This window comes from Burkholderia sp. MSHR3999 (genome assembly GCF_000833595.1).
Lineage (GTDB): Bacteria > Pseudomonadota > Gammaproteobacteria > Burkholderiales > Burkholderiaceae > Burkholderia > Burkholderia ubonensis.
Window position 1 is genome coordinate 153,537 of sequence record NZ_JRFO01000002.1, and the last position, 22,421, is coordinate 175,957.

Consider the following 22,421-nt stretch of genomic DNA (forward strand, 5'->3'; position numbering starts at 1 on the left):
AACCCGCGCAGGAGGACGACGTCGTGCATGTCGGTGAGCGTTTCAACAGCATTACCCATCTCGTCGGCGCGGTGCTATCGATGGCGGGGCTGGCAACACTGGTGACGATGGGTGCGCTCCAGGGCGACGCTTACAAGGTGGTGAGTTTCAGCGTCTACGGCGCGATGCTCTGCGTGCTCTATGCGATTTCGACGCTTTACCACAGCGTGCGCAAGCCGAGTCTGAAAGCCATCCTGCAGAAATGCGACCATTCGGCGATCTACCTGCTGATTGCCGGCAGCTACACGCCGTTCACCCTCGTCACGTTGCGCGGGCCGTGGGGCTGGTCGCTGTTCGGCGTGAGCTGGGGGCTGGCCGCGTTCGGCATCGTGCAGGAACTTACCCTCGGGCGGCGCACCCGTGCCGTGTCGATGGTGCTGTACGTGCTGATGGGCTGGCTTGCGCTCGTCGCCATCCGCCCGTTGATTCATGCGCTGCCGCCGGTGGGCACCGCCTGGCTCGTGGCGGGCGGCGTCATCTACAGCGCCGGCATCTACTTTTTCATCAACGACGAGCGCATCCGCCACGGGCATGGCATCTGGCACCTGTTCGTTCTGGCCGGCAGCCTGTGTCAGTTCGTCAGCATTGCGCTGTACGTCGCGTGATGTATGCCGCGGCCGCGTCGCGCGTCAATCGGCCAGCCCGGCCAGATTCAATTCATACGACTTCCCGATCCACACCGCCGCGTCGCGATGATCGCGCAGCGAGTCGTCGGTATTCGGATGCAGGAAGATGTCGAGCGCGCCGTGATTCAGCACGAGCCACGGCACGATCTCGGCGAAGTGCGCGGCGGCGAACGCGATCTGGTACGACCAGGCCGGATGCGGCCCGACCAGGCGCTCGTGGAAACGGCCGAGATCGATGATCGCGCCGAAGCGCTGCTCGACGATCTGCCGGAAGGCCCAGGCCGCATCGCGGCTGGCGGCGTCGAAGTAGACGTGCGCGTGCCAGCTGTCGATGGCGGTGACGTCGATGAAAGTGGCGTGAGCGTGCATGCGGGTAGACGAGCGTGGGTGCCGTCGCGTCGGCGACGGCCGGAGCGCCATTATCGCGCCGTGCGGCGCCGCCTGCAGTGACGCACGTCATGCGCGGCCGCGCGCATCACGTCGGGCGAATCTGCGACGCTGCGCCGTCCGCATCCGTCAGCCGCGCGGCGAGCGCGGCGGCCTCGTCGAGCGACGCCACCGCCTCGTGCGGAATCCCGAACGCCTTGACGGCCGTCTCGCCTTGCTCGGCGACCCGCGCGCGCCGCTCGGGATCCGGCTCGACGCTGATCAGCGCCTTGCACACCGCGCCGAGCGCCGCCTTGTTCTGCTTCAGCCATACCGCGCGATGCTTGCGGTCCTCATGCGTCTCGTCGGCGTCGAGCGGCCCGGACGACTTGCCGCGCCGCGACACGCCGGTATGCGGTCAGTGCGCGAAGTGCTTGGGCGTGATGTCGTCGTCGAAGATCGAATGACCGCTGCGCGCGAGCCCGACGAACTTTGTCGTGAACAGCGGCCGCACGCGGATTTCCTGCCCGAGCCGGCGCGACGCGCTGATGAACAGGTCGATGCGGCCGCTGCGCAGCGCGTCGTCGTCGACGTCGTCTGCCTCGGGCATGAAGCGCACCATCGCGCGCGGCATCCCGCGCGCCATCTGACATGAGTGTCGCTTGAAGCTTGGGATTGGCACTATCCTGTCAATCGGGCTGAGCGTGACGGGCGACGTCAGCTATCGGTGGTGACGGCGGCCGCCTGACTCTGAATGCGCGACCGCTGCTCGCCATCCGACGAACAGAAAAAGGGTGTGACGGAATCGCTCCGTCACACCCTTTCTCGTGCTGCCGATGCGCGCGGCGATCGTCGCTGCGCGCATCGCGTTGCGGCACAGCCTTAAGCCGCCGCGGCCGGCTTCGCCGGCTTCTGCAGCTTGCCCTTGCCGGCGCGCTGGATTTCCTCGAGCTTGATCTCGACGTGGCGCGAGAACACGTACTCGGCCGGACGCTGCTTGTCGATCGGGATGTCCGGTGCGAACGCGCCTTCGGTCTTGATACCCTTCCGGCTCACGGCGAACGCCTTCAGCGGATGCGCGATCGTGTCCATCACGGCGGTCGCCTCGAAGCCGCAGTGGACCATGCAGTCCGCGCACTTCTCGTAGTTGCCGACGCCGTAGTTGTCCCAGTTCGTGTCTTCCATCAGCTCCTTGAAGGTCTTCACGTAACCTTCGCCGACCAGATAGCACGGCTTCTGCCAGCCGAACACGGTGCGCGCCGGGTTGCCCCACGGCGTGCACTTGTAGGTCTGGTTGCCGGCCAGGAAGTCGAGGAACAGCGACGACTGGCTGAACGACCAGCGCTTGCCGCCTTCGCCGCGCTTCAGGATCTCGCGGAACAGGTTCTTCGTCTTGTCGCGGTTCAGGAAGTGCTGCTGGTCCGGCGCGCGCTCGTACGCATAGCCCGGCGACACGGTGATGCCGTCGACGCCGATCGGCTTCAGCGTATCGAAGAACTTCGCGACGCGCTCGGGGATCGCGTCGTTGAACAGCGTGCAGTTGATGTTCACGCGGAAGCCGCGGCGCTTCGCTTCCTTGATCGCCGCGACCGCCTTGTCGTACACGCCTTCCTGCGACACGGAATGATCGTGCATGTCCTTGTCGCCGTCGAGGTGGACCGACCAGACGAAGTACGGATTCGGCTGGTAGTCGTCCATCTTCTTTTCCATCAGCAGCGCGTTCGTGCACAGGTACACGAACTTCTTGCGCTTCATGATGCCCTTGACGATCTCCGGCATCTCCTTGTGGAGCAGCGGCTCGCCGCCGGCGATCGACACGATGGGCGCGCCGCACTCGTCGACGGCTTCCAGGCATTCCTCGACGGAAAGACGCTGGTTCAGGATCGGGTCCGGATAGTCGATCTTGCCGCAGCCGTTACAGGCGAGGTTGCAACGGAACAGCGGCTCGAGCATCAGCGCGAGCGGATAGCGTTTGTTGCCGGACAGGTGTTGGCGCATGATGTATGCGCCGACGCGGACTTGCTGGAGCAGCGGAATAGACAAGAGTTGTCCTCCTTAAACTTCGCGGGCGACAGCTTGCGTGAGCTTCGCCGGCAACTTGAATTCGACTTTTTCTTCACGGCCCGCCATCGTCGTGACCTCGACGGGCCCCAGCGCGCGCAGCGCGCCGATTACATCCTCGACCATCTCTTCGGGCGCCGACGCGCCGGCGGTGAGCCCCACCGTCTGCGCGCCCGCGAACCATTCGGCCTTCACTTCCGAGCCGTCGGCGACGAGATAGCTCGGCACGCCGCTTTCAGTGCCGATCTCGCGCAGCCGGTTCGAGTTCGAGCTGTTCGTCGCGCCGACGACGAGCAGCACGTCGACCTGCGCGCTCAGCTCGCGCACCGCCGCCTGCCGGTTCTGCGTCGCGTAGCAAATGTCGCGCGTGTCCGGCCCGACGATGTCGGTGAAGCGGCGTTGCAGCGCCTCGATGATGCCGCGCGTGTCGTCGACCGACAGCGTCGTCTGCGTGACGTACGCGACCGGCGTGTCGACCGGCAGCGTCAGCGTGTCGACCTCGGCCTCGCTCTGGACGAGCGTGACCTCGCCCGGGATCTGGCCGATCGTGCCTTCGACTTCCGGATGGCCCGCGTGGCCGATCAGGATCAGCCGGCGGCCCGCCGCGACGTACTGGCGGCCCTGCACGTGCACTTTCGTGACGAGCGGGCAGGTCGCGTCGAGCACGTCGAGCCCGCGCGTTTGCGCGTCGCGCTCGACCGTCTGGGCGACACCGTGCGCGCTGAAGATCGCGACAGCGCCGTGAGGCACCTCGTCGAGTTCCTCAACGAATCGCGCCCCTTTATTACGCAGATTTTCGACAACGTGCCGGTTATGGACGATTTCATGACGCACATAAACCGGCGCGCCGTGCTGTTGCAGCGCGCGATCGACGATCTCGATCGCGCGGACAACCCCCGCACAAAAGCCGCGGGGCTGGGCAAGGATGACTCGCATATTGAGCGAACTCCGACGACAGACGCGGGGTTCGAGGGAGCCGGCATGCCAGCTCGATCGTCCCGACTTGATGTTATGAATGCAGGAACGACCCGGCAGGCCAGGGCCCGGCACCCCGAATTAATCGCGCATTTTAACTCTATCGGCAGGTCCTTGCTCTGGTGCTGTTTCGAACGTGTTGCAATCGCGTTGCAGGCGTGGGACAGCCGTGTCGGCGCCCGCCGGCGCGGAACCCAGTAAACTAGGCGGTTTCGCAGGCTTCCTTTCGGTTGCCTGACGTCGAGCACATTTCAAGGCCCCCCTCGATGACCGTCGATTCCTACGAGTATTGCCCTGCGGCGCCGCAGGCCGCACGCGCCGTTTTCGGCGTTTTAAATCCGACCCTGATTGCAGCGCCCGGCTCCGCCGCGGGCTGCGCCCGCCGGGAGGCGCGCCGATGATGCTGGCGATCGTGTTCCTGCTGTCCTGCCTGTCGCTGCTGATCTGGATCGTCCTGCTCGCCGCGCGCGGCGGCTTCTGGCGCGCGCAGCCGGCGCGGCCGCTGCCGCCCGACGCGCGCGGCGCGGCGGCCGAGGCCGGCTGGCCGGCCGTCGTCGCGGTCGTGCCGGCGCGCAACGAAGCCGACGTGATCGCCCGCGCGGCGACCTCGCTGCTCGAGCAGGACTATCCGGGCGCGTTTCACCTGATCATCGTCGACGACCACAGCGACGACGGCACCGCCGACGCGGCCCGCGCGGCGGCGCTCGCGATCAACCGCGCCGACCGCCTGACCGTGCTCGCCGCGAAGCCGCTGCCGGCCGGCTGGTCGGGCAAGGTGTGGGCGCAGTCGCAGGGGATCGCGGCGGTCGGCGCGCTCGGCCTGCCGGCCGACTACCTGCTGCTGACCGACGCCGACATCGGCCATCCGCCGGACGCCGTCGCGCAGCTCGTCACGCGCGCGCAGGCCGAGCGTCGCGACCTGGTGTCGCTGATGGTGCGGCTGCGCTGCGATTCGTTCTGGGAAAAGGCGCTGATCCCGGCGTTCGTGTTCTTCTTCGCGAAGCTCTACCCGTTCTCGTGGATCAACGATCCGCGCAACAAGACGGCCGGCGCCGCCGGCGGCTGCATGCTGGTGAAGCGCACGGCGCTCGAGGAGGCGGGCGGCATCGAGTCGATCCGCAACGCGCTGATCGACGACTGCAGCCTCGCCGCGCAGATCAAGCATCGCGGCGGCGGCCGCCATCCGATCCGGCTCGATCTCGCCGAGCGCAGCGTGTCGCTGCGTCCGTACGACAGCTGGCGCGACATCTGGAACATGATCGCGCGCACCGCGTTCACGCAGCTCCACTATTCGCCGTGGCTGCTGGCCGGCACGCTGCTCGGCATGACGATCATCTACCTCGTGCCGCCCGTCGCCGCGCTGGCCTACGGCGCGCACGCATGGCCGGCCTGGCTCGCGTGGGCGTCGATGTGCACCGCCTATGCGCCGATGCTGCGCTACTACCGGCGCTCGCCGTGGTGGGCGCCCGCGCTGCCGCTCGTCGCGGCGTTCTACGTCGGCGCGACGTTCGCGTCCGCGTGGCGCTACTGGCGCGGCAAGGGCGGGCAGTGGAAGGCGCGCGTGCAGGCGCCGGTGGAGCGCTGAGCGCCTCGGCCCGCGCGGCGCGGCGGGCCCGATGTGAAAAAGGGCGGCGCAAGGCCGCCCTTCGATGGCCATCCCGCGGATGGCCGCCCCATGCTTACCGCTGGGTGAGCATCATGTACATCTGAATCACCACGTCCGGCGAGAACGTGAACGGCACCCAGCCGAAGCCGGTGTGGCGCGCGACCAGCAGGCGGTCGCCGTTCGCTTGCTTCTGCACCGCCATCATCGGATTCTTCGTCGACACGAACCGCCAGCCGGCCGGGATGCCCGCCGGCTGTTCCGGCTGCATCGACGCGCGCGCGTGCGCGAGTTCCTCGATCAACTGGCTCAGCTGTTCCGGCTGCAGCGTGATCGATTCGCCGTTGACGGTCAGCGTGATCTCGTTCTGCGACGGGCGGGCGACATGCAGCGTCGGTTTGTCCGCTGCGGCGGCGGGCGCTTCTTCGGAGGACGCCGGTGCTGACGCGGATTCCGGTTCCGTTGCGGTTTCGGTTTCGGCTTCGGTTGCCGCGGGCGCGGGTGCATGGGTGTCGGTGGCCGGCGCGGCTGCGGCTTCCGGCGCGTCCGCGAGTTCAACGGCTTCCGCAGTTTCGGCAGTTTCCACGGCTTCCACGGTTTCCGCCGACGCGGCCCCGTTGACGACGGCTTCGACGAGCGCTTCGGCGTCGGCGATGGCCTTTTCGTGACGCTGCGCGGCGGCTTCGGCTTCCGCGAGCGCCAACGCGTGGCGCTGCGTGATGGCTTCGGCTTGCGCGGTCGCCTCGGCGTGGCGTCGCGCGGCGGCTTCGGCTTCCGCGATCGCTTCGGTGTGGCGCTGCGCAACGGCTTCGGCCTGCGCGGTCGCCTCGGCATGGCGCTGCGCGGCGGCTTCGGCCTCGGCGATGGCTTCGGCGTGGCGCTGCGCGACGGCTTCGGCCTGCGCGGCCGCGTCGGCCTGGCGTTGCGCGGCGGCTTGTGCTTCGGCGATCGCATTCGCGTGGCGCTGCGAAGCGGCTTGCGCCTCGGCGATCGCAGCCGCGTGACGTTGCGCAGCGGCCTCGGCTTCCGCGGCGGCGGCGGCATGGCGCTGCGCGGCGGCTTCCGCCTCGGTCGCGGCGGCGTCGTGACGCTGCGCGGCGGCCTCGGCTTCGGCGATCGCAGCCGCATGGCGCTGCGATGCGGCTTCGGCGTCCGCGTGGCGTTGCGCGAGCGCTTCGGTCAGCGCGGTCGCCTCCGCGTGGCGCTGCACGGCGGCCTCGGCCTGCGCGGCGGCCTCGGTGTGACGCTGCGCGGCGGCTTGCGCTTCGGCGCTCGCCGCGGTGTGGCGCTGCAGCGCGGCTTCGGCCTCGGCGGCCGCTTGAGCATGGCGCTGCGCGGCAGCTTGCGCGTCAGCCTCGGCCGCGGCATGACGTTGGGCGGCCGCGTCGGCTTCCGCCGCGGCCGCGCGCGCGAATGCTTCGGCGCTGCGTGCCGCCTGCTGGGCGGCGTGTTGATCGTGGAGGAGCTGATCGACGCCGGCATTGAGCGCATCGATCTGATCGTTCAGGTTCATGCGTGCTTTCTCTACGTAAGACCCGCGATTTTACCTGCTGCGCCGATGCCGGTTCGCGTGCGGCGTGTAACAAAGTGCGCAAAGCGGCGCAATGCGCGCCGCTTTGTGTTATTTCAGGTAGCCCGCCGAGCGGAACCAGTCGAGCGCGTCGCGCAGCCCGTCGCGGTACGGCCGGGCGCGATAGCCGAGCTCCCGCTCCGCCTTCGCGGACGTGAAATACATCTTGTTCTTCGACATCCGCAGCCCGTCGACGGTGACGAACGGCTCCTTCTTCGTGAACTTCGCGACCGCCTCCGCGCCCATCGCGAGCGGGTACAGCGGCCAGCGCGGCAGCGCGAGCGTCGGCGCCTTGCGGCCGGTCATCTGCGCGATGTCGGCGAGCATCTGCTGCAGCGGCAGGTTCTCGCCGCCGAGGATGTAGCGCTCGCCGATGCGGCCGTGCTCCAGCGCGAGGAAATGGCCGTTCGCGACGTCGTCGACGTGCACGAGGTTCAGCCCCGTGTCGACGAACGCGGGAATCTTGCCGAGCGCCGCCTCGACGATGATGCGGCCGGTCGGCGTCGGCTTCACGTCGCGCGGGCCGATCGGCGTCGACGGATTGACGATCACCGCGGGCAGCCCTTCGTCGGCGATCATCCGCTCGACCGCGCGCTCGGCGAGCACCTTGCTGCGCTTGTATACGCCGATCGCCTGCTCGGGCGTGAGCGGCCGGTTCTCGTCGGCCGGGTCGCCCGCGCTCGTGACCTTCAGCGTCGCGACGCTGCTCGTGTAGACGATCCGCTCGACGCCCTCGGCGCGCGCCGCGCGCATCGTCGCGACCGCGCCTTCGAGGTTCGCGCGCTCGATCTCGAGCGGATCGGGCGCCCACAGGCGGTAGTCGGCGGCGACGTGCAGCAGGTAGCGCACGCCGCGCAGCGCGGTGCGCATCGACGCTTCGTCGCGCATGTCGCCGGTGACGATCTCGGCGTCGAGATCCGCGACGTTCGTGCGCGGGCTGGTCGGGCGCACGAGCACGCGCACCGCGTAGCCCTTCTGCTGCGCGATGCGCGCGACGGCCGAGCCGACGAAACCGGACGCGCCGGTGACCAGAACGAGATCGCGGGATGTATCAGTCATGCAAGTCGAGTCCTCATGTCCGCGCGCGGGCGGCGCGGCGGTTGTGCATCGTGCGAGATTGTACGTGTTCGGCGCGAGGGGAGACGGGCACTGACATGGTGCGGCGCGCGCGACTACAATGCCGGGCTTGGATGCAACAGCAAGGTGACGACGATGAGCCGCGACGACCATGACGAACGGATTGAAACCTACTACGTGCGGGTGCGCGGCGTGGTGCAGGGCGTCGGCTTCCGTCATGCGACGGTGCGCGAGGCGCACGCGCTGAAGCTGCGCGGCTGGGTCGCGAACCTTGAAGACGGCAGCGTCGAGGCGATGCTCCAGGGCCCCGGCGCGCAGATCGACCGGATGCTCGCATGGCTGCGGCACGGGCCGCCGGCGGCGCGCGTGACCGAGGTGACGTTCGAGGAACGGCAGACCGACAAGCGCTACGAACGCTTCCAGCAGCAGTGAGCGGCCGATGACGGGGTATCCCGAGGCCGGGCGCGGGCTCGTGCTGTCGGTGACGGCGTCGATGATGTTCGCGCTGTTGTCCGCCTATGCGAAGCTGCTCGCGCCGCTGACGGGGCTCGACATCTTCGCGTGGCGGATCCTGTGGACGGCGCCGGGCGCGCTCGCGCTGATCGCGCTGCGCGGCCGCTGGCCGGCTCTGGTCGCGCTGGCCGGGCGGGCCGTGCGCGACTGGCGCCTGCTGGTCGCGCTGCCCGCGAGCGCCGCGCTGCTCGGCGTGCAGCTTTGGCTGTTCATGTGGGCGCCGCTGCACGGGCGGATGCTCGAAGTGTCGCTCGGCTACTTCCTGCTGCCGCTGACGATGGTGCTCGTCGGCCGTTTCTACTATCACGAGCGGCTCGATCCGCTGCAGTGGGTGGCGATCGCGTGCGCGGCGCTCGGCGTCGCGCACGAGGTGTGGGCGACGCGCGCGTTCGCGTGGCCGACGCTCGTCGTCGCGCTCGGCTATCCGCCGTATTTCGTTCTGCGCCGGCGGATCAATGCCGATTCGCTGGCCGCGTTCGCCGTCGAGGTGGCGCTGCTGTGCCCGGTCGCCGCCGTGATGGCCGCGACGAGCGCGACGCCGCTCGCCGGCCATCCCGCACTGTGGGCGGCGCTGCTGCCGGGGCTCGGCGCGCTCAGCACGCTCGCGCTGGCGAGCTACCTGAAGGCGAGCCGGATGCTGCCGATGGCGCTGTTCGGCATCCTCGGCTACGTCGAGCCGGTGCTGCTCGTCGTGGTGTCGCTGCTGTTGCTCGGCGAGACGCTCACGGTCGCGAAGCTCGCGACCTACGGGCCGATCTGGGTCGCTGTCGCGCTGACCGCGTGGCACAGCGCGATGCTGATGCGGCGCTTGCACGCTCGCTGAACGTGGCGTGACTGCTGCGGCGTCGACCCGCGAGGCGATCGCACGCTGTCGTCAGACTGACTGCCAACTGACCGCTCGCTGACGTTGCGCTGACCACGCCGCCCGCTTCTCCCGCGCGGCGTGTCGCGGATTTCGCACCGGTAATCGAACAGAAGATTCGGTTGCATTTTGTTACTTAGGGTCTTCCCTGAGCGGCCACTAGACTGACCTGATCGTCATTCCTTCGTATGCCGCTTTCCGATGAACGGTCCACCGCGTATCGCCGCCGGCCGCTTGATCGAAGTCGACTTCTTCCGGGGCGTCGTGCTGCTGATGATCGTCGTCGATCACATCAACGCGAGCGTGCTGTCGCGCGTGACGCTGCACGCGTTCGCGCTGTGCGACGCCGCCGAGGTGTTCGTGTTTCTCGGCGGCTTCGCGACCGCGAGCGCGTACGGCGCGATCGCGGCACGGCACGGCGCGCGCGCCGCGCAGCGGCGGTTCGTGGGCCGGGCGATGCAGATCTATCGCGCGTTCCTCGCAACGTCGACGCTGATGCTCGCCGTGTCCGCGGTGCTCGACCATTACGGCATCGATGCGCCGAACCTCGCGCTCGACGACGTCAGCGTGATGCTCGCGACGCCGTTGACGGGGCTCGCCGAGCTGCTCACGTTCCAGCGCCAGCCGTATCTCGCGGCGGTGCTGCCGATGTACGTGCTGTTCGCGCTGGCGGCGCCGGCGCTCGTGCCGTGGGCGCGGCGGCGCCCGTGGCTGCTCGCCGCCGCGAGCGTGTCGTCGTGGCTCGCCGCGGGCTGGCTCGGCCCCGAGCTGCTGGATAGCGACACGTTCCACTGGAGCTTCAATCCGTTCGCATGGCAGCTGGTGTTCGTGGCCGGCGTGCTCGCGCGCTGCCAGCCCGTCTACCGGCGCGTCGCGCTCGGGCGGTGGGCCGCCGCGGCGACCGGCGTCGCGTGCGCGATCGTGCTGGCCTGCGCGAGCGTCAAGCTGTTCTCGGGCCTGCCGCTGCCGGAGGGGATGATGAAGCGCGACCTGGCGTTCGCGCGCGTCGTGAACTTCGCGGCGATCGCCTGGCTGATGGCGGATTGCGTGCGCTACGGCTGGGTCGCGCGGATCGCGCGGGCGGTGCGCCCGGTCGTCGCGGTCGGCCAGCGCGGGCTGATGTGCTTCGTCGCGGGGGCCGCGATCTCGCTGACGCTCGATTCGCTGCTGCATCCGGCGGCGCACGGCGCGCGCCTGCCGCATGTGATCGGCGTCGGACTGGCCGCGGATGCGTGTGCGCTGGGCCTGATGATGGCGCTCGCGAGTTCGGGGACGTGGCTGGCGCGGCGGCGCGAAGCAGCCGCGTAAGGGGGCGTGCGGGCGCGGGCGCTGCGCGCCCTAGTGAGGTGAGCCGATACGGGAGCGGGGTGTGGGCGGTGCGTCGTCGGTGTCCGCTTCGCCGCGATCGTCGTCGGCGTCGTTGCGTTCGGCGAGCACCGCGTCGGCTTCGGCGGCCGCCTTCGCGGCGCGCAGCGCAGTGCAGCGTTGCGCGCGCCGGATATCCGACAGCATCCTCAAGAGCCGCGTCGTCTTGCTTTTCATGACTTTCTCCTGCCTGTCGCGCGTCTCGTCGGAAGCGCTCCCTGCAACCAGTGTAGGACGGGCGCGGGGAATCGGCAGGAGAATGTGGCGCGCACGCAGCGCGCCAAGGGATTTCACTGAGCCGCGACGGCTGCCGTTGCCGACGTGGCCTCTTCGCGGCGCTCTTCGACGCAGCGCTGATGCTGGCGCGACAGGCGGTTCATCATCGGCAGCAGCAGCAGCGCGAGCAGCATGCCGATCGCCGCGAGCCAGCCGAGCTTCTCGAACAGCGACAGGTAGAGCGGCAGCGATTCGGTCGCCGGCAGTTCGTGCGACGGCATCTGCGCGAAGTTCGCGACCACGCTGCCCAGGTACTGCGACACGCCGGTCGCGACGAAATACGCGCCCATCATGAAGCCGCTCATGCGCGCCGGCACGTAGCGGGCGATCATCGCGAGGCCGAGGCCGCTCACCAGCAGCTCGCCGAGCGAGTAGAGGCCGTAGCCCCACACCATGAACCACGACGACACGCGGCCGTCCACGGCGTAGCGGCCGCTGATCGTGAACACGAGGTAGCCGAGCGCAACCACGCCGAAGCCGAGCGCGTATTTCGCGGCGACCGGGAAATCGCGGCCGTGCTTCGAGAACTGGTTGTAGACGAGCACGAGCACCGGGCTCAGCACCATGATCCAGATCGGGTTGAGCGCCTGGAACTGCGCGGCGCTCCACGTGAACAGCGTCGTGCCGAACAGGACGAAGCGCGGATCGACGTTGCGCAGTGCGAACAGCGTGAGCGACGTCGACATCTGCACGTAGAAGATGAAGAACAGGATCACCTGGCCGATCAGCACGAGCGCCGCGATCAGGCCGGCGCGCTCCGAGCGCTCCGACTTCGCGATCATGTACGCGAAGATCGCGAGGATCGCGAACGCCGCGGCCCACACGCTCGCGACCGCGAGCTGCTTGTGCTGCAGCACGTACAGCGTGACGAGCGCGAGCGCGGCGCCGCCGGCCGCCACCGCGCCGAGGCGCTTCCAGCGGATCGGCGCGTCGTCGGGCTGCGAGCCGATGTGCGCGAGCGTGCGGTGCATCAGCACGAAGTTGAGGATCGCGAGCAGCATGCCGCCGCAGCAGACCGCGAACGCGGTATGCCAGCCCCAGTGGTCCTTGATCCACGGCGTCGCGAGCATCGACACGGTCGAGCCGATGTTGACGGCCATGTAGTAGATCGTGAATGCGCTGTCGATGCGTGCGTCGTCGCCTTCGTAGATCCGGCGCACGAGGTTCGCGGCATTCGCCTTGAACAGGCCGTTGCCGACCACGATCACGCCGAGCGACGCGTACATGTAGGCGAGCCGGTCGTTCGGCACCGCGAGCATCAGGTAGCCGGCGCACAGCACCGCGGCGCCGATGATCATCGTGCGGCGCGCGCCGAGCACCTTGTCGCCGATCCAGCCGCCGATCGACGGCGACGCGTAGACGAGCGCGGTGAACGCGCCCCAGGTCAGGTTCGCATGGCTGTCGGTGAAGCCGAGCTTGTCGACCATGAAGAGGACGAGAAGCGCCGCCATGCCGTAATAGCCGAAGCGCTCCCACATCTCGATGAGGAAGACCGTCGTAAACGATCGGGTTTGCGAAACAGGTGAAGGTGAATGCATGTCAATTTCGGTTCAAGCGGGCGGCGCGGATCGCGCGCTGCCAAGGGTCGATCTGGTGCCTGCGCGTATCGGCCGGGTAGGCAGCGCGAAGGCGGCGGCAAAATCGGGCGGACTGGCCCGCATCGGGGTCAGTCGCCTCCTGTGACAGGCGGCGCGAGGCTTCGGCCGGCGCGCGACTGGTAACGTTGACAGGTGCGCCGCGTCAGGTCCGCGCCACACCGGGAAATCCCTGACGTGTCAGGAGTTTTCAGGACAATTCGTCTCGTCATGTCTTTGTAAGTTTGCGTCAAGGGCCTCGGCAATATCCCGGAGAGCCGCTTGCAGCTTGCCTGTGAAGGCGTCGAGTCTGGCAAGATAGCGCGTTTCGCGGCCTGGGCCGAACGGTGTTTAGCGCACCGCGCGCAACGCTTGAGACGCACGTAAACCCGAAGACTAAGCTATATCGATCTAACTTAGTTATTTTCCATCAAACATTTTTTGACGACCCCTTTTCGGCCTGTTATGGTTCCCCCCACTGAAAACACGCGGCCAGCCGAAGCTGGCGCCGCTCTGGGCAGCAAGATTCGCGCGTTGCGCCAGCGACTGAAACGCACGCTCGATGAAACGGCAACAGCCGCGGGTATTTCGAAACCGTTTCTGTCGCAGGTCGAACGCGGGCTCGCGTCGCCGTCGCTGACGTCGCTGGCCGGCATCGCGCAGGCACTCGGCGTGACGGTGCAGTATTTCGTCGAAACGCCGAGCGAGGAGCGGTCGGTGTGCCGCGGCGAGCAGCTGCGCTTCTTCGGGTTTGCCGATTCGGCCAACCTGTTCGCGCGGCTCACGAACGTGACGGAAGGGCGTCAGCTCGAGGCGATTCTCGTGCGGCTGCCGCCCGGACAGACGCGGTCGGAAGTAACGACGCATGCAGGAGAGGAATTCCTGTATGTGATCGAAGGGGAAGTGTCGTTGACGCTGGAAGGCAGGACGTTCGTGCTGCAGGCCGGCGACAGCGCGCACTATCAGTCGACGGTCCCGCACAGCTGGGCCAACACCGCGAAGATCGAGTCGGTGGTGGTCTGGGTCGGAACGCCGAGGCTGTTCTAACGCACAGGTATTCCTTCGTTCCAGCGACGGATTACCTGTCGAAAGAAACGTAAGGAATACTAAGATGCCATACGAGATTCACGGGCCTCCTCAATCGCTGCACACGGCAGCGTCCTACGTGTAACCCGCGGCGTCCCGCCGCGACACACGCACCGAAAACCCACCAAGTACTGACACGATGAAATCCTTGCATGCCATGTCGGCCGTGCTGGCCGCGCTCGCCCTGACGACGCAGCCTGCGTCCGCCGTTACCGTTCCGTCGAACGTCGCGCTCGCCGCGCAACAGGACCTGACGCGTCAGGTGCCGGCCGAAGTCGAATCCCTCGACCCCGCGCACATCGAGTCGTGGACCGGCAACACGATCGGCCTCGACCTGTTCGAAGGGCTCGCCCGCATCGATGCGGCGGGCCAGATCGTGCCGGGCGTCGCGCTGTCGTGGGAGCGCAAGACGCCGGAAACGTGGGTCTTCAAGCTGCGCCGCGATGCGAAGTGGAGCAACGGCCAGCCCGTCACCGCCGCCGATTTCGTCTATGCGTGGCAGCGACTCGTCGATCCGAAGACGGGCTCGAAGTACACGATCCTCGTCGAGTTCGTGAAGAACTCGAAGGACATCATCGCCGGCAAGGCCGCGCCGTCGACGCTCGGCGTGCGCGCGGTCGACCCGTACACGCTCGAGGTGACGACCGACGTGCCGGTCGCGTTCTTCCCCGAGCTGACCGCGATGGTGCCGCTCGCGCCGGTGAACAAGGACACGGTGACGAAGCTCGGCGACGCATGGACGCGCCCGGGCAACATCGTCAGCAACGGCCCGTTCCAGCTCGTCGACTGGCAGCCGAACAACCGCATCGTGATCACGAAGGCCGCGAAGTACTGGAATGCGCCCAAGGTCGTGATCAACAAGGTCACGTACCTGCCGATCGAGAGCGACGAAACCGCGATGCGCATGTACCAGGCCGGCCAGATCGACTACAGCTATTCGATTCCGTCGGGCATCTTCCAGCAGGTCAGCAAGCAGTTCGGCGGCGAACTGCGCCCGGGCCTGCAGCTCGCGACGTACTACTACTACCTGAACAACAGCGACGCGGCGCTGAAGGACAAGCGCGTGCGCCAGGCGCTGTCGATGGTGATCGATCGCGACGTGCTGACCTCGAAGCTCACGCAGGCCGGCGAAAAGCCGATGTACGGGCTGATGCCGAACGGCACGAAGGGCGTGCAGCCGTTCACGCCGGAATGGGCGTCGTGGCCGATGGCCAAGCGCGTCGAGACCGCGAAGAACCTGCTGAAGCAGGCCGGCTACTCGGACGCGAAGCCGCTGTCGTTCACGCTGACGTACAACACCAACGACCTGCACAAGAAGGTCGCGCTGTTCACCGCGTCGGAATGGCGCACGAAGCTCGGCGTCAACACGAAGCTCGAGAACGTCGAGTTCAAGGTGCTGATGAAGCAGCGGCATGACGGCAAGGTGCAGATCGCGCGCGACGGCTGGTTCGCCGACTACAACGACGCGATGACGTTCTTCGACCTGATCCGCTGCGGCAGCTCGCAGAACACGGTCGGCTACTGCAACAAGCAGGCCGACGCGCTCGTCGACGAAGGCAACCAGAAGCTCGACGACAAGGCGCGCGCCGCGCTGCTCACGCAGGCGCACGACGCGGCGATGAACGACACGCCGATGGTGCCGCTGTTCCAGTACTCGGCCGACCGTCTCGTGAAGCCGTACGTCGGCGGCTACTCGCTGAAGAACGTGATCGACATGCGTGCTTCGCAGGACATGTACCTGATCAAGCACTGAGCGGAGCGATCATGCTGGCCTACGCTTTGAGACGCACGTTGTGGGCGGTGCCGACGATCCTCGCGGTCATCACCGTCTGCTACCTGCTGCTGCATTTCACGCCCGGCGGCCCGTTCGATACGGAAAAGCAGCTGTCCGCCGCGACGCTCGCGAACCTGAACGCCAAGTACCACCTCGACGAGCCGATGTGGAAGCAGTACCTGCTGTACCTGAACGCGCTGCTGCACGGCGATCTCGGCCCGTCGTTCCGCTACGTCGACTGGTCGGTCAACGATCTCGTGAAGAAGGCGCTGCCGGTGAGTCTCGGCGTAGGCGGCATCTCGATCCCGCTCTCGATCGGGTTCGGCGTGCTGCTGGGCACCGTCGCGGCGGTGCGCCGCGACAGCGTCATCGACCGCTTCGTGATGCTGATCGGCAACTTCGGCAACGTCGTGCCGCCGTTCGTGCTCGGCCCGGTGCTCGTGTGGATCTTCGCGATCCTGCTGAAGACGTCGGCCGGCAACGGCTGGCTGCCCGCGGGCGGCTGGGGCGATGGCGGCTGGCAGTACCGGCTGCTGCCGATCGTGCTGCTGACGTTCATCAACGTGTCGCTGCTCGCGCGCGTGATGCGCGGCTCGATGATCGAGACGCTGTCGAGCAACTACATCCGCACCGCGCGCGCGAAGGGGCTGCCCGGCTCGACGATCGTGCTGCGCCATGCGCTCAAGCCCGCGCTGATGCCGGTCGTGTCGCTGTTCGGCACGGTCTGCATCTCGTCGATCACGGCGGCCGTCGTCACCGAATCGGTGTTCGCGCTGCCGGGGCTCGGGCAGCTCGTCGTGAACGGCGCGATCAACCGCGACTACACGCTGGTGCTCGGCCTCGTCGTGCTGACGACCGTCTGCGCGGTGCTGTTCAACCTGCTGGTCGACCTCGCGTATGCGTGGCTCGATCCGCGCATCCGTTATTGAGCGAGGCACAGCGATGACCCCGACTACTCCCGTCGTCGGCCTGCCCGCGCAGACCGACACGCCGCCGCGCTCGCGCTCGCCGCTCGCGCTGGCCCTCTCCCGTTTCCTGCGCAACCGCGCGGCGGTGCTGAGCCTCGCGCTGCTCGTGCTGGTCACGCTCGCGTGCTTCGTCGGCCCGTGGCTGCTGTCGGCCGATCCGGCCGCGAGCGACTGGGCGTCGATCAGCCTGCCGCCGACCTGGGCGAACCAGCACTGGTTCGGCACCGACGAGCTCGGCCGCGACCTGCTCGTGCGCACGCTGATCGGCGGGCGCGTGTCGATCGAGGTCGGCCTGCTCGGCACGCTCGTGTCGGGCCTGTTCGGCGTCGCGTGGGGCGCGACCGCGGGCTTCGCGGGCGGCCGCGTCGACGCCGTGATGATGCGCATCGTCGACATGATGTACGCGATCCCGTACCTGCTGATCGCGATCCTGATGATGACGCTGTTCGGCCGCTCGTTCATCCTCGTCGTGCTGACGATCAGCGCGTTCTCGTGGATCGACATGGCGCGCGTCGTGCGCGGCCAGACGCTGTCGCTGCGCAACCGCGAATTCGTCGATGCGGCGCGCGCGATCGGCGTGTCGCCGGCGTCGATCGTGCGGCGCCACGTCGTGCCGAACCTGCTCGGCGTGGTCGTCGTATATGCGACGGTCTCGGTGCCGAACATCGTGCTGACCGAATCGGTGCTGTCGTTTCTCGGCCTCGGCGTGCAGGAGCCGATGACGAGCTGGGGCGTGCTGATCCAGGACGGCGCGCAGAAACTCGAATCGATGCCGTGGCTGCTGCTGGCCCCGGCCGTCATGCTTTGCGTGACGCTCTACTGCGTGAACTTCGTCGGCGACGGCCTGCGTGACGCGCTCGACCCGAAGGATCGCTGAAATGTCTGCACTACTCGAAGTCGACAACCTCGGCGTGCGCTTCACGCGCAAGGACGCCGCGCCGATCGACGCCGTGAGCGGCGTGTCGTTCACCCTCGACGCGGGCAAGACGCTCGGCATCGTCGGCGAATCGGGCTCGGGCAAGAGCCAGACCGTGATGGCGCTGCTCGGCCTGCTCGCCGGCAACGGCACGACGAGCGGCGCGGCCCGGTATCGCGGGCAGGACCTGCTGGCGATGGATACGCGCGCGCTGAACGCGATCCGCGGCGACCGGATCGCGATGATCTTCCAGGACCCGATGACGTCGCTCAATCCGTTCCTGACGATCGAGCGGCAGATGACCGAAACGCTGCAGCTGCATCGCAGGCTGTCGCGCAAGGAAGCGACGAAGCGCGCGATCGAGGCGCTCGAAGCGGTGCGCATTCCGGACGCGGCGCGCCGCATCCGCATGTATCCGCACGAGTTCTCGGGCGGCATGCGGCAGCGCGTGATGATCGCGATGGCGCTGCTGTCCGAGCCGGAAATCCTGATCGCCGACGAGCCGACGACCGCGCTCGACGTGACCGTGCAGGCGCAGATCATCGACCTGCTGCGCGAGCTGAACCGCGAGCGCGGCACCGCGATCGTGCTGATCACGCACGACATGGGCGTGGTTGCCGGCCTCGCGGACGACGTGATGGTGATGTACGCGGGCCGCACCGTCGAATATGCGCCGGCCGAGTCGATCTTCGCCGCGCCGTCGCATCCGTACACGATCGGCCTGCTCAACGCGCTGCCGCGCCTGACCGATGCCGACGACGCGCCGCTCGTCGCGATTCCGGGCAACCCGCCGATGCCGGGCATGGCGAGCGCCGGCTGCGCGTTCGCGAAGCGCTGCCAGTATGCGCAGAGCCAGTGCGGCACCGCGCGCCCGGCGCTCGAAACCTACGGCGCCGCGGACGCGGTGCGCGCGTGCCACCGGCCGGTGGCCGATCTGACGGGAGGACTGCGATGAGCGTCGATGAACGCCGCAATGCCGGCGCGACGGACGACACGCTGTTGTCCGTCGAGGATCTGAAAGTGCATTTCCGCGTGCCGCTCGGCGGCTATCCGTGGTCGCCGAAGGGGACGCTGCGCGCGGTCGACGGCGTGTCGTTCGACGTGAAGCGCGGCGAGACCGTCGGGCTCGTCGGCGAGTCCGGCTGCGGGAAGTCGACGCTCGCGCGCGCGCTGATCGGCCTCGTGCCGATGACGGCCGGCACGGTGCGCTGGCGCGGCGACGCGGTCGCGCCCGACCATCTGCGCGGCACCGCGATGCGGCGCGAAGTGCAGATGATCTTCCAGGATCCGCTCGCGTCGCTCGATCCGCGCATGACGATCGAGCAGATCGTCGCCGAGCCGCTCGTCACGCACCAGCCGGGCCTCGGCCGCGCCGAGGTGCGGCGCCGCGTGGTGTCGATGCTCGAGCGGGTCGGCCTCAACGCGCATCACCTGCTGCGCTATCCCCATGAATTCTCCGGCGGGCAGTGCCAGCGCGTCGGAATCGCACGCGCGCTGATCGGCGAGCCGAAGCTCGTGATCTGCGACGAACCCGTGTCGGCGCTCGACGTGTCGATCCAGGCGCAAATCGTCAACCTGCTGCGCGATCTGCAGCGCGAACTGTCGTTGTCCTATCTGTTCGTCGCGCACGATCTCGCGGTGGTGAAGGCAATCAGCCAGCGCGTGCTGGTGATGTATCTCGGCCGCGTGATGGAGTTCGGCGCGCGGCACGACGTGTACGGTGTGCCGCAGCATCCGTACACGCGGGCGCTGCTCGACGCGGCGCCCACACCGGAGCCGGCGCGGGAACGCGCGCGGCGGCCGATGCTGCTGGCGGGCGAGATGCCGTCGCCGCTCAATCCGCCGTCCGGCTGCGCGTTCCGCACGCGCTGCCCGGACGCGATCGAAGCGTGCGCACAGGACATCCCGCGGCCGGAAGTACGGCACGGTTCTGCGGCGAAGGTCGCCTGCATCCGCGCGGGTGTGGGCTGAAACACAAATAAGCAGGCAGGTCGACAGGGGTAGGTGCGGCGCGAACGACCTTCGCGCCGCGGGACAGGTGCGTCCTTGACCGGGCGCGCCGGGGTGGGACCGGAAGCGTATCGCGACCGGCGCAGACGACATCAACACAAGAAGAGAACCACGATGACAAAACACAGGAAGATCGGAACGACATCGAAAATGCTGCTCGCGTGGGGGCTGCCGGCGCTGGCCGGCGTCTCGCTGACGGGCGCGGCCTACGCGGACGACGCAGCGCCGCTGACGGTGGCGCAGGCAGCGCCGGGCGCCACCGTCGCGCAGGCGTCCACGCCGAACGCGATCATCAACGCCGAGGCCACGCAGGCCGTCACGCCGCCGGACGAGCCGTCCGCGCAGTCGAAGTCGAACGGCTTCATCGCCGACAGCCATCTGAACTTCCTGTTCCGCAACTATGCGGACGTGCTCGACAACAAGGGCGGGCCGCACCGCCATGCGTGGGTCCAGGGCGCGATGGCGAACTACGAGTCGGGCTTCACGCAGGGCCTGATCGGCTTCGGCGTCGACGCGTCGGTGTACGCGGCGCTGAAGCTCGACGGCGGCAAGGGCGGCGGCAACATGGTGCACGTCGCGAAGGGCGGCGGCGGCTCGAACCAGCTCGCATGGGCGTATCCGGGCATCTACGACGTGAAGGCGCGGATCTCGAACACGGTGGTCAAGTACGGTCTGCAGGCCGTCGACAACCCGTTCATGGAGCAGCACGACAACCGTGCGCTGCCGCCGACGTTCCTCGGCGCGACGCTCGTCAGCAACGAATTCAAGAACGTGATGCTCGAGGCGGGCAGCTTCACGAAGACCGACGCGCGCGGCCACACGACGCTGACCAACCTGACGAGCCAGTACGGCGGCACGCGCATCGACCGGCTGACCTACGCCGGCGGCACGTGGGACTACTCGCCGGACGGCGAGGTCGCGCTGTACGCGAACCAGGCGGACGACGTGTGGCGCCAGTACTACGCGTCGATCAAGCACAGCATCGGCAGCCCGAAGACGATCAAGTGGACGGGCTTCGCGAACATTTACTCGACGCACGACACGGGCGACAAGCGCCAGGGCGAGATCAACAGCAACGCGTACAGCCTGTCGCTGGCCGCGCAGCACGGCCCGCACGAACTGCTGCTCGGCTACCAGGAGGTGCTCGGCGACCAGTTCTTCGACTACCTGAACGAGACGAACGGCATCTTCCTGACGAACTCGATGGACGTCGACTACAACGCGCCGCACGAGAAGTCGCTGCAGCTGCGCTACACGTTCTACGGCAAGGACGCCGGCCTGCCGGGCTTCAAGGCGATGGTGTGGGGCGTGACGGGCTGGGGCGCGGACGGCGGCAAGATGGCGTCGCAGGATCCGACGAAGTCGAGCATCTACTGGGTCAACGGCGCGCCGGTGCAGGGCCGTCACCACGAGTTCGGCTTCATCCCGTCGTATACGTTCCAGAGCGGCAAGCTGAAGGACACGAAGGTCACCTTCATCGCGATGTGGCACGTCGGCTCGACGCACTACTCGGACGCGACCAACCGCGAGTACCGTCTCGTCGTGAACGTGCCGGTGAAGGCGTTCTGATCGCCACGCGGATAGAGACGGAAGGGCACGCGCGCTGCGATGGCGGCGCGCGTCGTGCAGCGGGCGCCGCGCGATCGCGGGCCCGCTGCTTGCGTTTGCAAGGATCTAAGCAGGCTTGTGAAAGCCGGCGACGGGATCGTTCGCCGCCGGCATGTCTTCCGCAAGCGACGCGAGCTGGCGGCCGGTGTCGCGCCACGCGTCGAGGCCGCCGCGCAGCGCGAGCGCGTCGGTGAAGCCGGCGTCGGTCAGGCGCTTCGCCATCAGCGCGGCGGACACCTCGTTCGGGCACGAGCAGTAGACGACGAACTTCTGGGTAAGCGGATAGCGCGCGACGATGTCGCCGATATGGCGCTCGTCGGCGAACTGCGCGCCCGGAATCGCGAACGGGTCGAGCTTGCGGTGCTCGTCGGAGCGCACGTCGAGGATCACCGGCGCGGCGGCGTCCTGCAGCAGCGCGTCGAGCTCGTCGACGCCGATGCGCGCGTTCGCGAGCTGGCGGATCAGCGCGCGGCGGCGCATCCAGCGCACCGCCGCGTAGGCGGCCAGCAGCGCGACGATGACCAGCAGCACCGCGCGGCCGAGCCGGCTCGCGCCGGCGAACAGCCAGTCGATCTGCCGATAGAACACGAGCCCGGCCGCGAGGCCGACGATCGTCCACAGCGCCGCGCCGAGCGCGTCGTAGCCGGCGAACGTGCGATAGCGCGTGCGCAGCGCGCCCGCCATCGGCACGGATACGAGCGACAGCCCCGGAATGAAGCGGGCGACGGCCAGCACGCGCACGCCGTAGCGGCCGAAGAAGCGCTCGGTTTTCCTCACGCAACTGTCACGCGACAGCGACAGCCGGCAGATCGTCTTCAACGTGACGCCGCCGTAGCGGCGCCCGGCCACGTACCACACGGTATCGCCGATCAGCGCGCCCAGCACCGACAGCGCCAGCACCGTCACGAGCTGCGAGCCGATCATTTCCGGGTGCAGTGCGGACATCGCGCCGAACAGCACCAGCGTCGGCATCGCCGGCACCGGCAGCCCGACCGCGGCGGCCAGCACGTTGGCGAATACGAGGAGCGGCCCGTACTGGGCGACGAGATCACGGAGCATCACGGCTGTCCGAAAAGGAAAAGGCGGGCAAGGGCCGGCAAATGCGCGGAATGCGCATGGATGGGCCGATTATCGGCCATTTTCAAGACAGTG

General features: G+C 68.1%; 21 protein-coding genes and 1 pseudogene. 12 read left to right on the top strand and 10 right to left on the bottom strand.

The window, feature by feature from the left end:
- Positions 1-23: 23 nt before the first annotated feature.
- Positions 24-644 carry a PAQR family membrane homeostasis protein TrhA gene (gene trhA, locus KY49_RS11445; protein WP_042584789.1) on the top strand — a complete coding sequence of 207 codons (621 nt, stop codon included), beginning with the start codon at positions 24-26 and terminating at the stop codon, positions 642-644.
- A gap of 24 nt (positions 645-668) precedes the next feature.
- On the opposite strand, the gene KY49_RS11450 is transcribed toward trhA, so the two are convergent.
- The 5 genes and pseudogenes from KY49_RS11450 to ispH form a co-directional block, all read right to left on the bottom strand.
- Complete coding sequence (locus tag KY49_RS11450; RefSeq protein WP_042584790.1) at positions 669-1,034, bottom strand: DOPA 4,5-dioxygenase family protein; 366 nt, start codon at positions 1,032-1,034, stop codon at positions 669-671.
- Between the two features lie 106 nt (positions 1,035-1,140).
- Positions 1,141-1,407 (bottom strand): annotated as a pseudogene (locus KY49_RS39130) (hypothetical protein); the annotation flags it as partial.
- 42 nt (positions 1,408-1,449) lie between these two features.
- Positions 1,450-1,665, bottom strand: a complete 216-nt coding sequence (locus KY49_RS39135; RefSeq protein WP_197083563.1) for a hypothetical protein — start codon at positions 1,663-1,665, stop codon at positions 1,450-1,452.
- Positions 1,666-1,913: 248 nt separating this feature from the next.
- Entirely contained in the window at positions 1,914-3,074 is a 1,161-nt protein-coding gene (gene hpnH / locus KY49_RS11465) for an adenosyl-hopene transferase HpnH (RefSeq protein ID WP_042584792.1), read from the bottom strand.
- Positions 3,075-3,086: 12 nt separating this feature from the next.
- On the bottom strand, positions 3,087-4,028 hold the full coding sequence (gene ispH, locus KY49_RS11470) for a 4-hydroxy-3-methylbut-2-enyl diphosphate reductase (RefSeq protein ID WP_042584793.1): 942 nt from the start codon (positions 4,026-4,028) through the stop codon (positions 3,087-3,089).
- Positions 4,029-4,464: 436 nt separating this feature from the next.
- On the opposite strand from ispH, the gene KY49_RS11475 reads away from it, so the two are divergent.
- Entirely contained in the window at positions 4,465-5,652 is a 1,188-nt protein-coding gene (locus KY49_RS11475; RefSeq protein ID WP_042584794.1) for a glycosyltransferase, read from the top strand.
- Between the two features lie 94 nt (positions 5,653-5,746).
- On the opposite strand, the gene KY49_RS11480 is transcribed toward KY49_RS11475, so the two are convergent.
- Both KY49_RS11480 and hpnA read right to left on the bottom strand, forming a co-directional pair.
- Complete coding sequence (locus KY49_RS11480) at positions 5,747-7,183, bottom strand: hypothetical protein (RefSeq protein ID WP_042584795.1); 1,437 nt, start codon at positions 7,181-7,183, stop codon at positions 5,747-5,749.
- Between the two features lie 108 nt (positions 7,184-7,291).
- On the bottom strand, positions 7,292-8,299 hold the full coding sequence (gene hpnA / locus KY49_RS11485) for a hopanoid-associated sugar epimerase (protein WP_042584796.1): 1,008 nt from the start codon (positions 8,297-8,299) through the stop codon (positions 7,292-7,294).
- 153 nt (positions 8,300-8,452) lie between these two features.
- Here hpnA and KY49_RS11490 point away from each other — a divergent pair, with 153 nt between their 5' ends.
- The 3 genes from KY49_RS11490 to KY49_RS11500 all read left to right on the top strand — a co-directional run bounded on the left by KY49_RS11490 (position 8,453) and on the right by KY49_RS11500 (position 11,000).
- Positions 8,453-8,749 (top strand): acylphosphatase, encoded by a 297-nt coding sequence (locus KY49_RS11490; RefSeq protein WP_029226273.1) that lies wholly within the window; start codon positions 8,453-8,455, stop codon positions 8,747-8,749.
- 7 nt (positions 8,750-8,756) lie between these two features.
- Positions 8,757-9,653, top strand: coding sequence for an EamA family transporter RarD (gene rarD, locus KY49_RS11495; RefSeq protein WP_042584797.1), 897 nt, complete (start codon positions 8,757-8,759; stop codon positions 9,651-9,653).
- 240 nt (positions 9,654-9,893) lie between these two features.
- On the top strand, positions 9,894-11,000 hold the full coding sequence (locus KY49_RS11500; RefSeq protein ID WP_042584798.1) for an OpgC domain-containing protein: 1,107 nt from the start codon (positions 9,894-9,896) through the stop codon (positions 10,998-11,000).
- Positions 11,001-11,030: 30 nt separating this feature from the next.
- Here the strand turns inward: KY49_RS11500 and KY49_RS11505 are convergent, their stop codons facing one another.
- Both KY49_RS11505 and KY49_RS11510 read right to left on the bottom strand, forming a co-directional pair.
- Complete coding sequence (locus tag KY49_RS11505) at positions 11,031-11,234, bottom strand: hypothetical protein (protein ID WP_042584799.1); 204 nt, start codon at positions 11,232-11,234, stop codon at positions 11,031-11,033.
- A 113-nt stretch (positions 11,235-11,347) separates the two neighbouring features.
- Entirely contained in the window at positions 11,348-12,871 is a 1,524-nt protein-coding gene (locus KY49_RS11510; RefSeq protein ID WP_042584800.1) for a peptide MFS transporter, read from the bottom strand.
- A gap of 501 nt (positions 12,872-13,372) precedes the next feature.
- Here KY49_RS11510 and KY49_RS11515 point away from each other — a divergent pair.
- From KY49_RS11515 to KY49_RS11545, 7 genes are all read left to right on the top strand, one after another.
- Entirely contained in the window at positions 13,373-13,954 is a 582-nt protein-coding gene (locus KY49_RS11515; RefSeq protein WP_029226270.1) for a cupin domain-containing protein, read from the top strand.
- Positions 13,955-14,132: 178 nt separating this feature from the next.
- A complete protein-coding gene (locus tag KY49_RS11520) occupies positions 14,133-15,746 on the top strand; it encodes a peptide ABC transporter substrate-binding protein (RefSeq protein WP_042584801.1) in 1,614 nt (537 codons plus the stop codon).
- Between the two features lie 11 nt (positions 15,747-15,757).
- A complete protein-coding gene (locus KY49_RS11525) occupies positions 15,758-16,696 on the top strand; it encodes an ABC transporter permease subunit (RefSeq protein WP_042584802.1) in 939 nt (312 codons plus the stop codon).
- Between the two features lie 13 nt (positions 16,697-16,709).
- The gene (locus KY49_RS11530; protein WP_042584803.1) at positions 16,710-17,612 is read left to right on the top strand and encodes an ABC transporter permease; all 903 of its coding nucleotides are present in this window, start codon (positions 16,710-16,712) and stop codon (positions 17,610-17,612) included.
- Position 17,613: 1 nt separating this feature from the next.
- Positions 17,614-18,606 carry an ABC transporter ATP-binding protein gene (locus tag KY49_RS11535; protein WP_042584804.1) on the top strand — a complete coding sequence of 331 codons (993 nt, stop codon included), beginning with the start codon at positions 17,614-17,616 and terminating at the stop codon, positions 18,604-18,606.
- The gene (locus KY49_RS11540) at positions 18,603-19,622 is read left to right on the top strand and encodes an ABC transporter ATP-binding protein (protein WP_042584805.1); all 1,020 of its coding nucleotides are present in this window, start codon (positions 18,603-18,605) and stop codon (positions 19,620-19,622) included. The genes KY49_RS11535 and KY49_RS11540 overlap by 4 nt, the downstream gene beginning before the upstream one ends.
- 153 nt (positions 19,623-19,775) lie before the next feature.
- On the top strand, positions 19,776-21,230 hold the full coding sequence (locus KY49_RS11545) for an OprD family porin (RefSeq protein ID WP_042584806.1): 1,455 nt from the start codon (positions 19,776-19,778) through the stop codon (positions 21,228-21,230).
- A 105-nt stretch (positions 21,231-21,335) separates the two neighbouring features.
- On the opposite strand, the gene KY49_RS11550 is transcribed toward KY49_RS11545, so the two are convergent.
- On the bottom strand, positions 21,336-22,328 hold the full coding sequence (locus tag KY49_RS11550; RefSeq protein ID WP_042584807.1) for a DedA family protein/thiosulfate sulfurtransferase GlpE: 993 nt from the start codon (positions 22,326-22,328) through the stop codon (positions 21,336-21,338).
- Between the last annotated feature and the right edge of the window lie 93 nt (positions 22,329-22,421).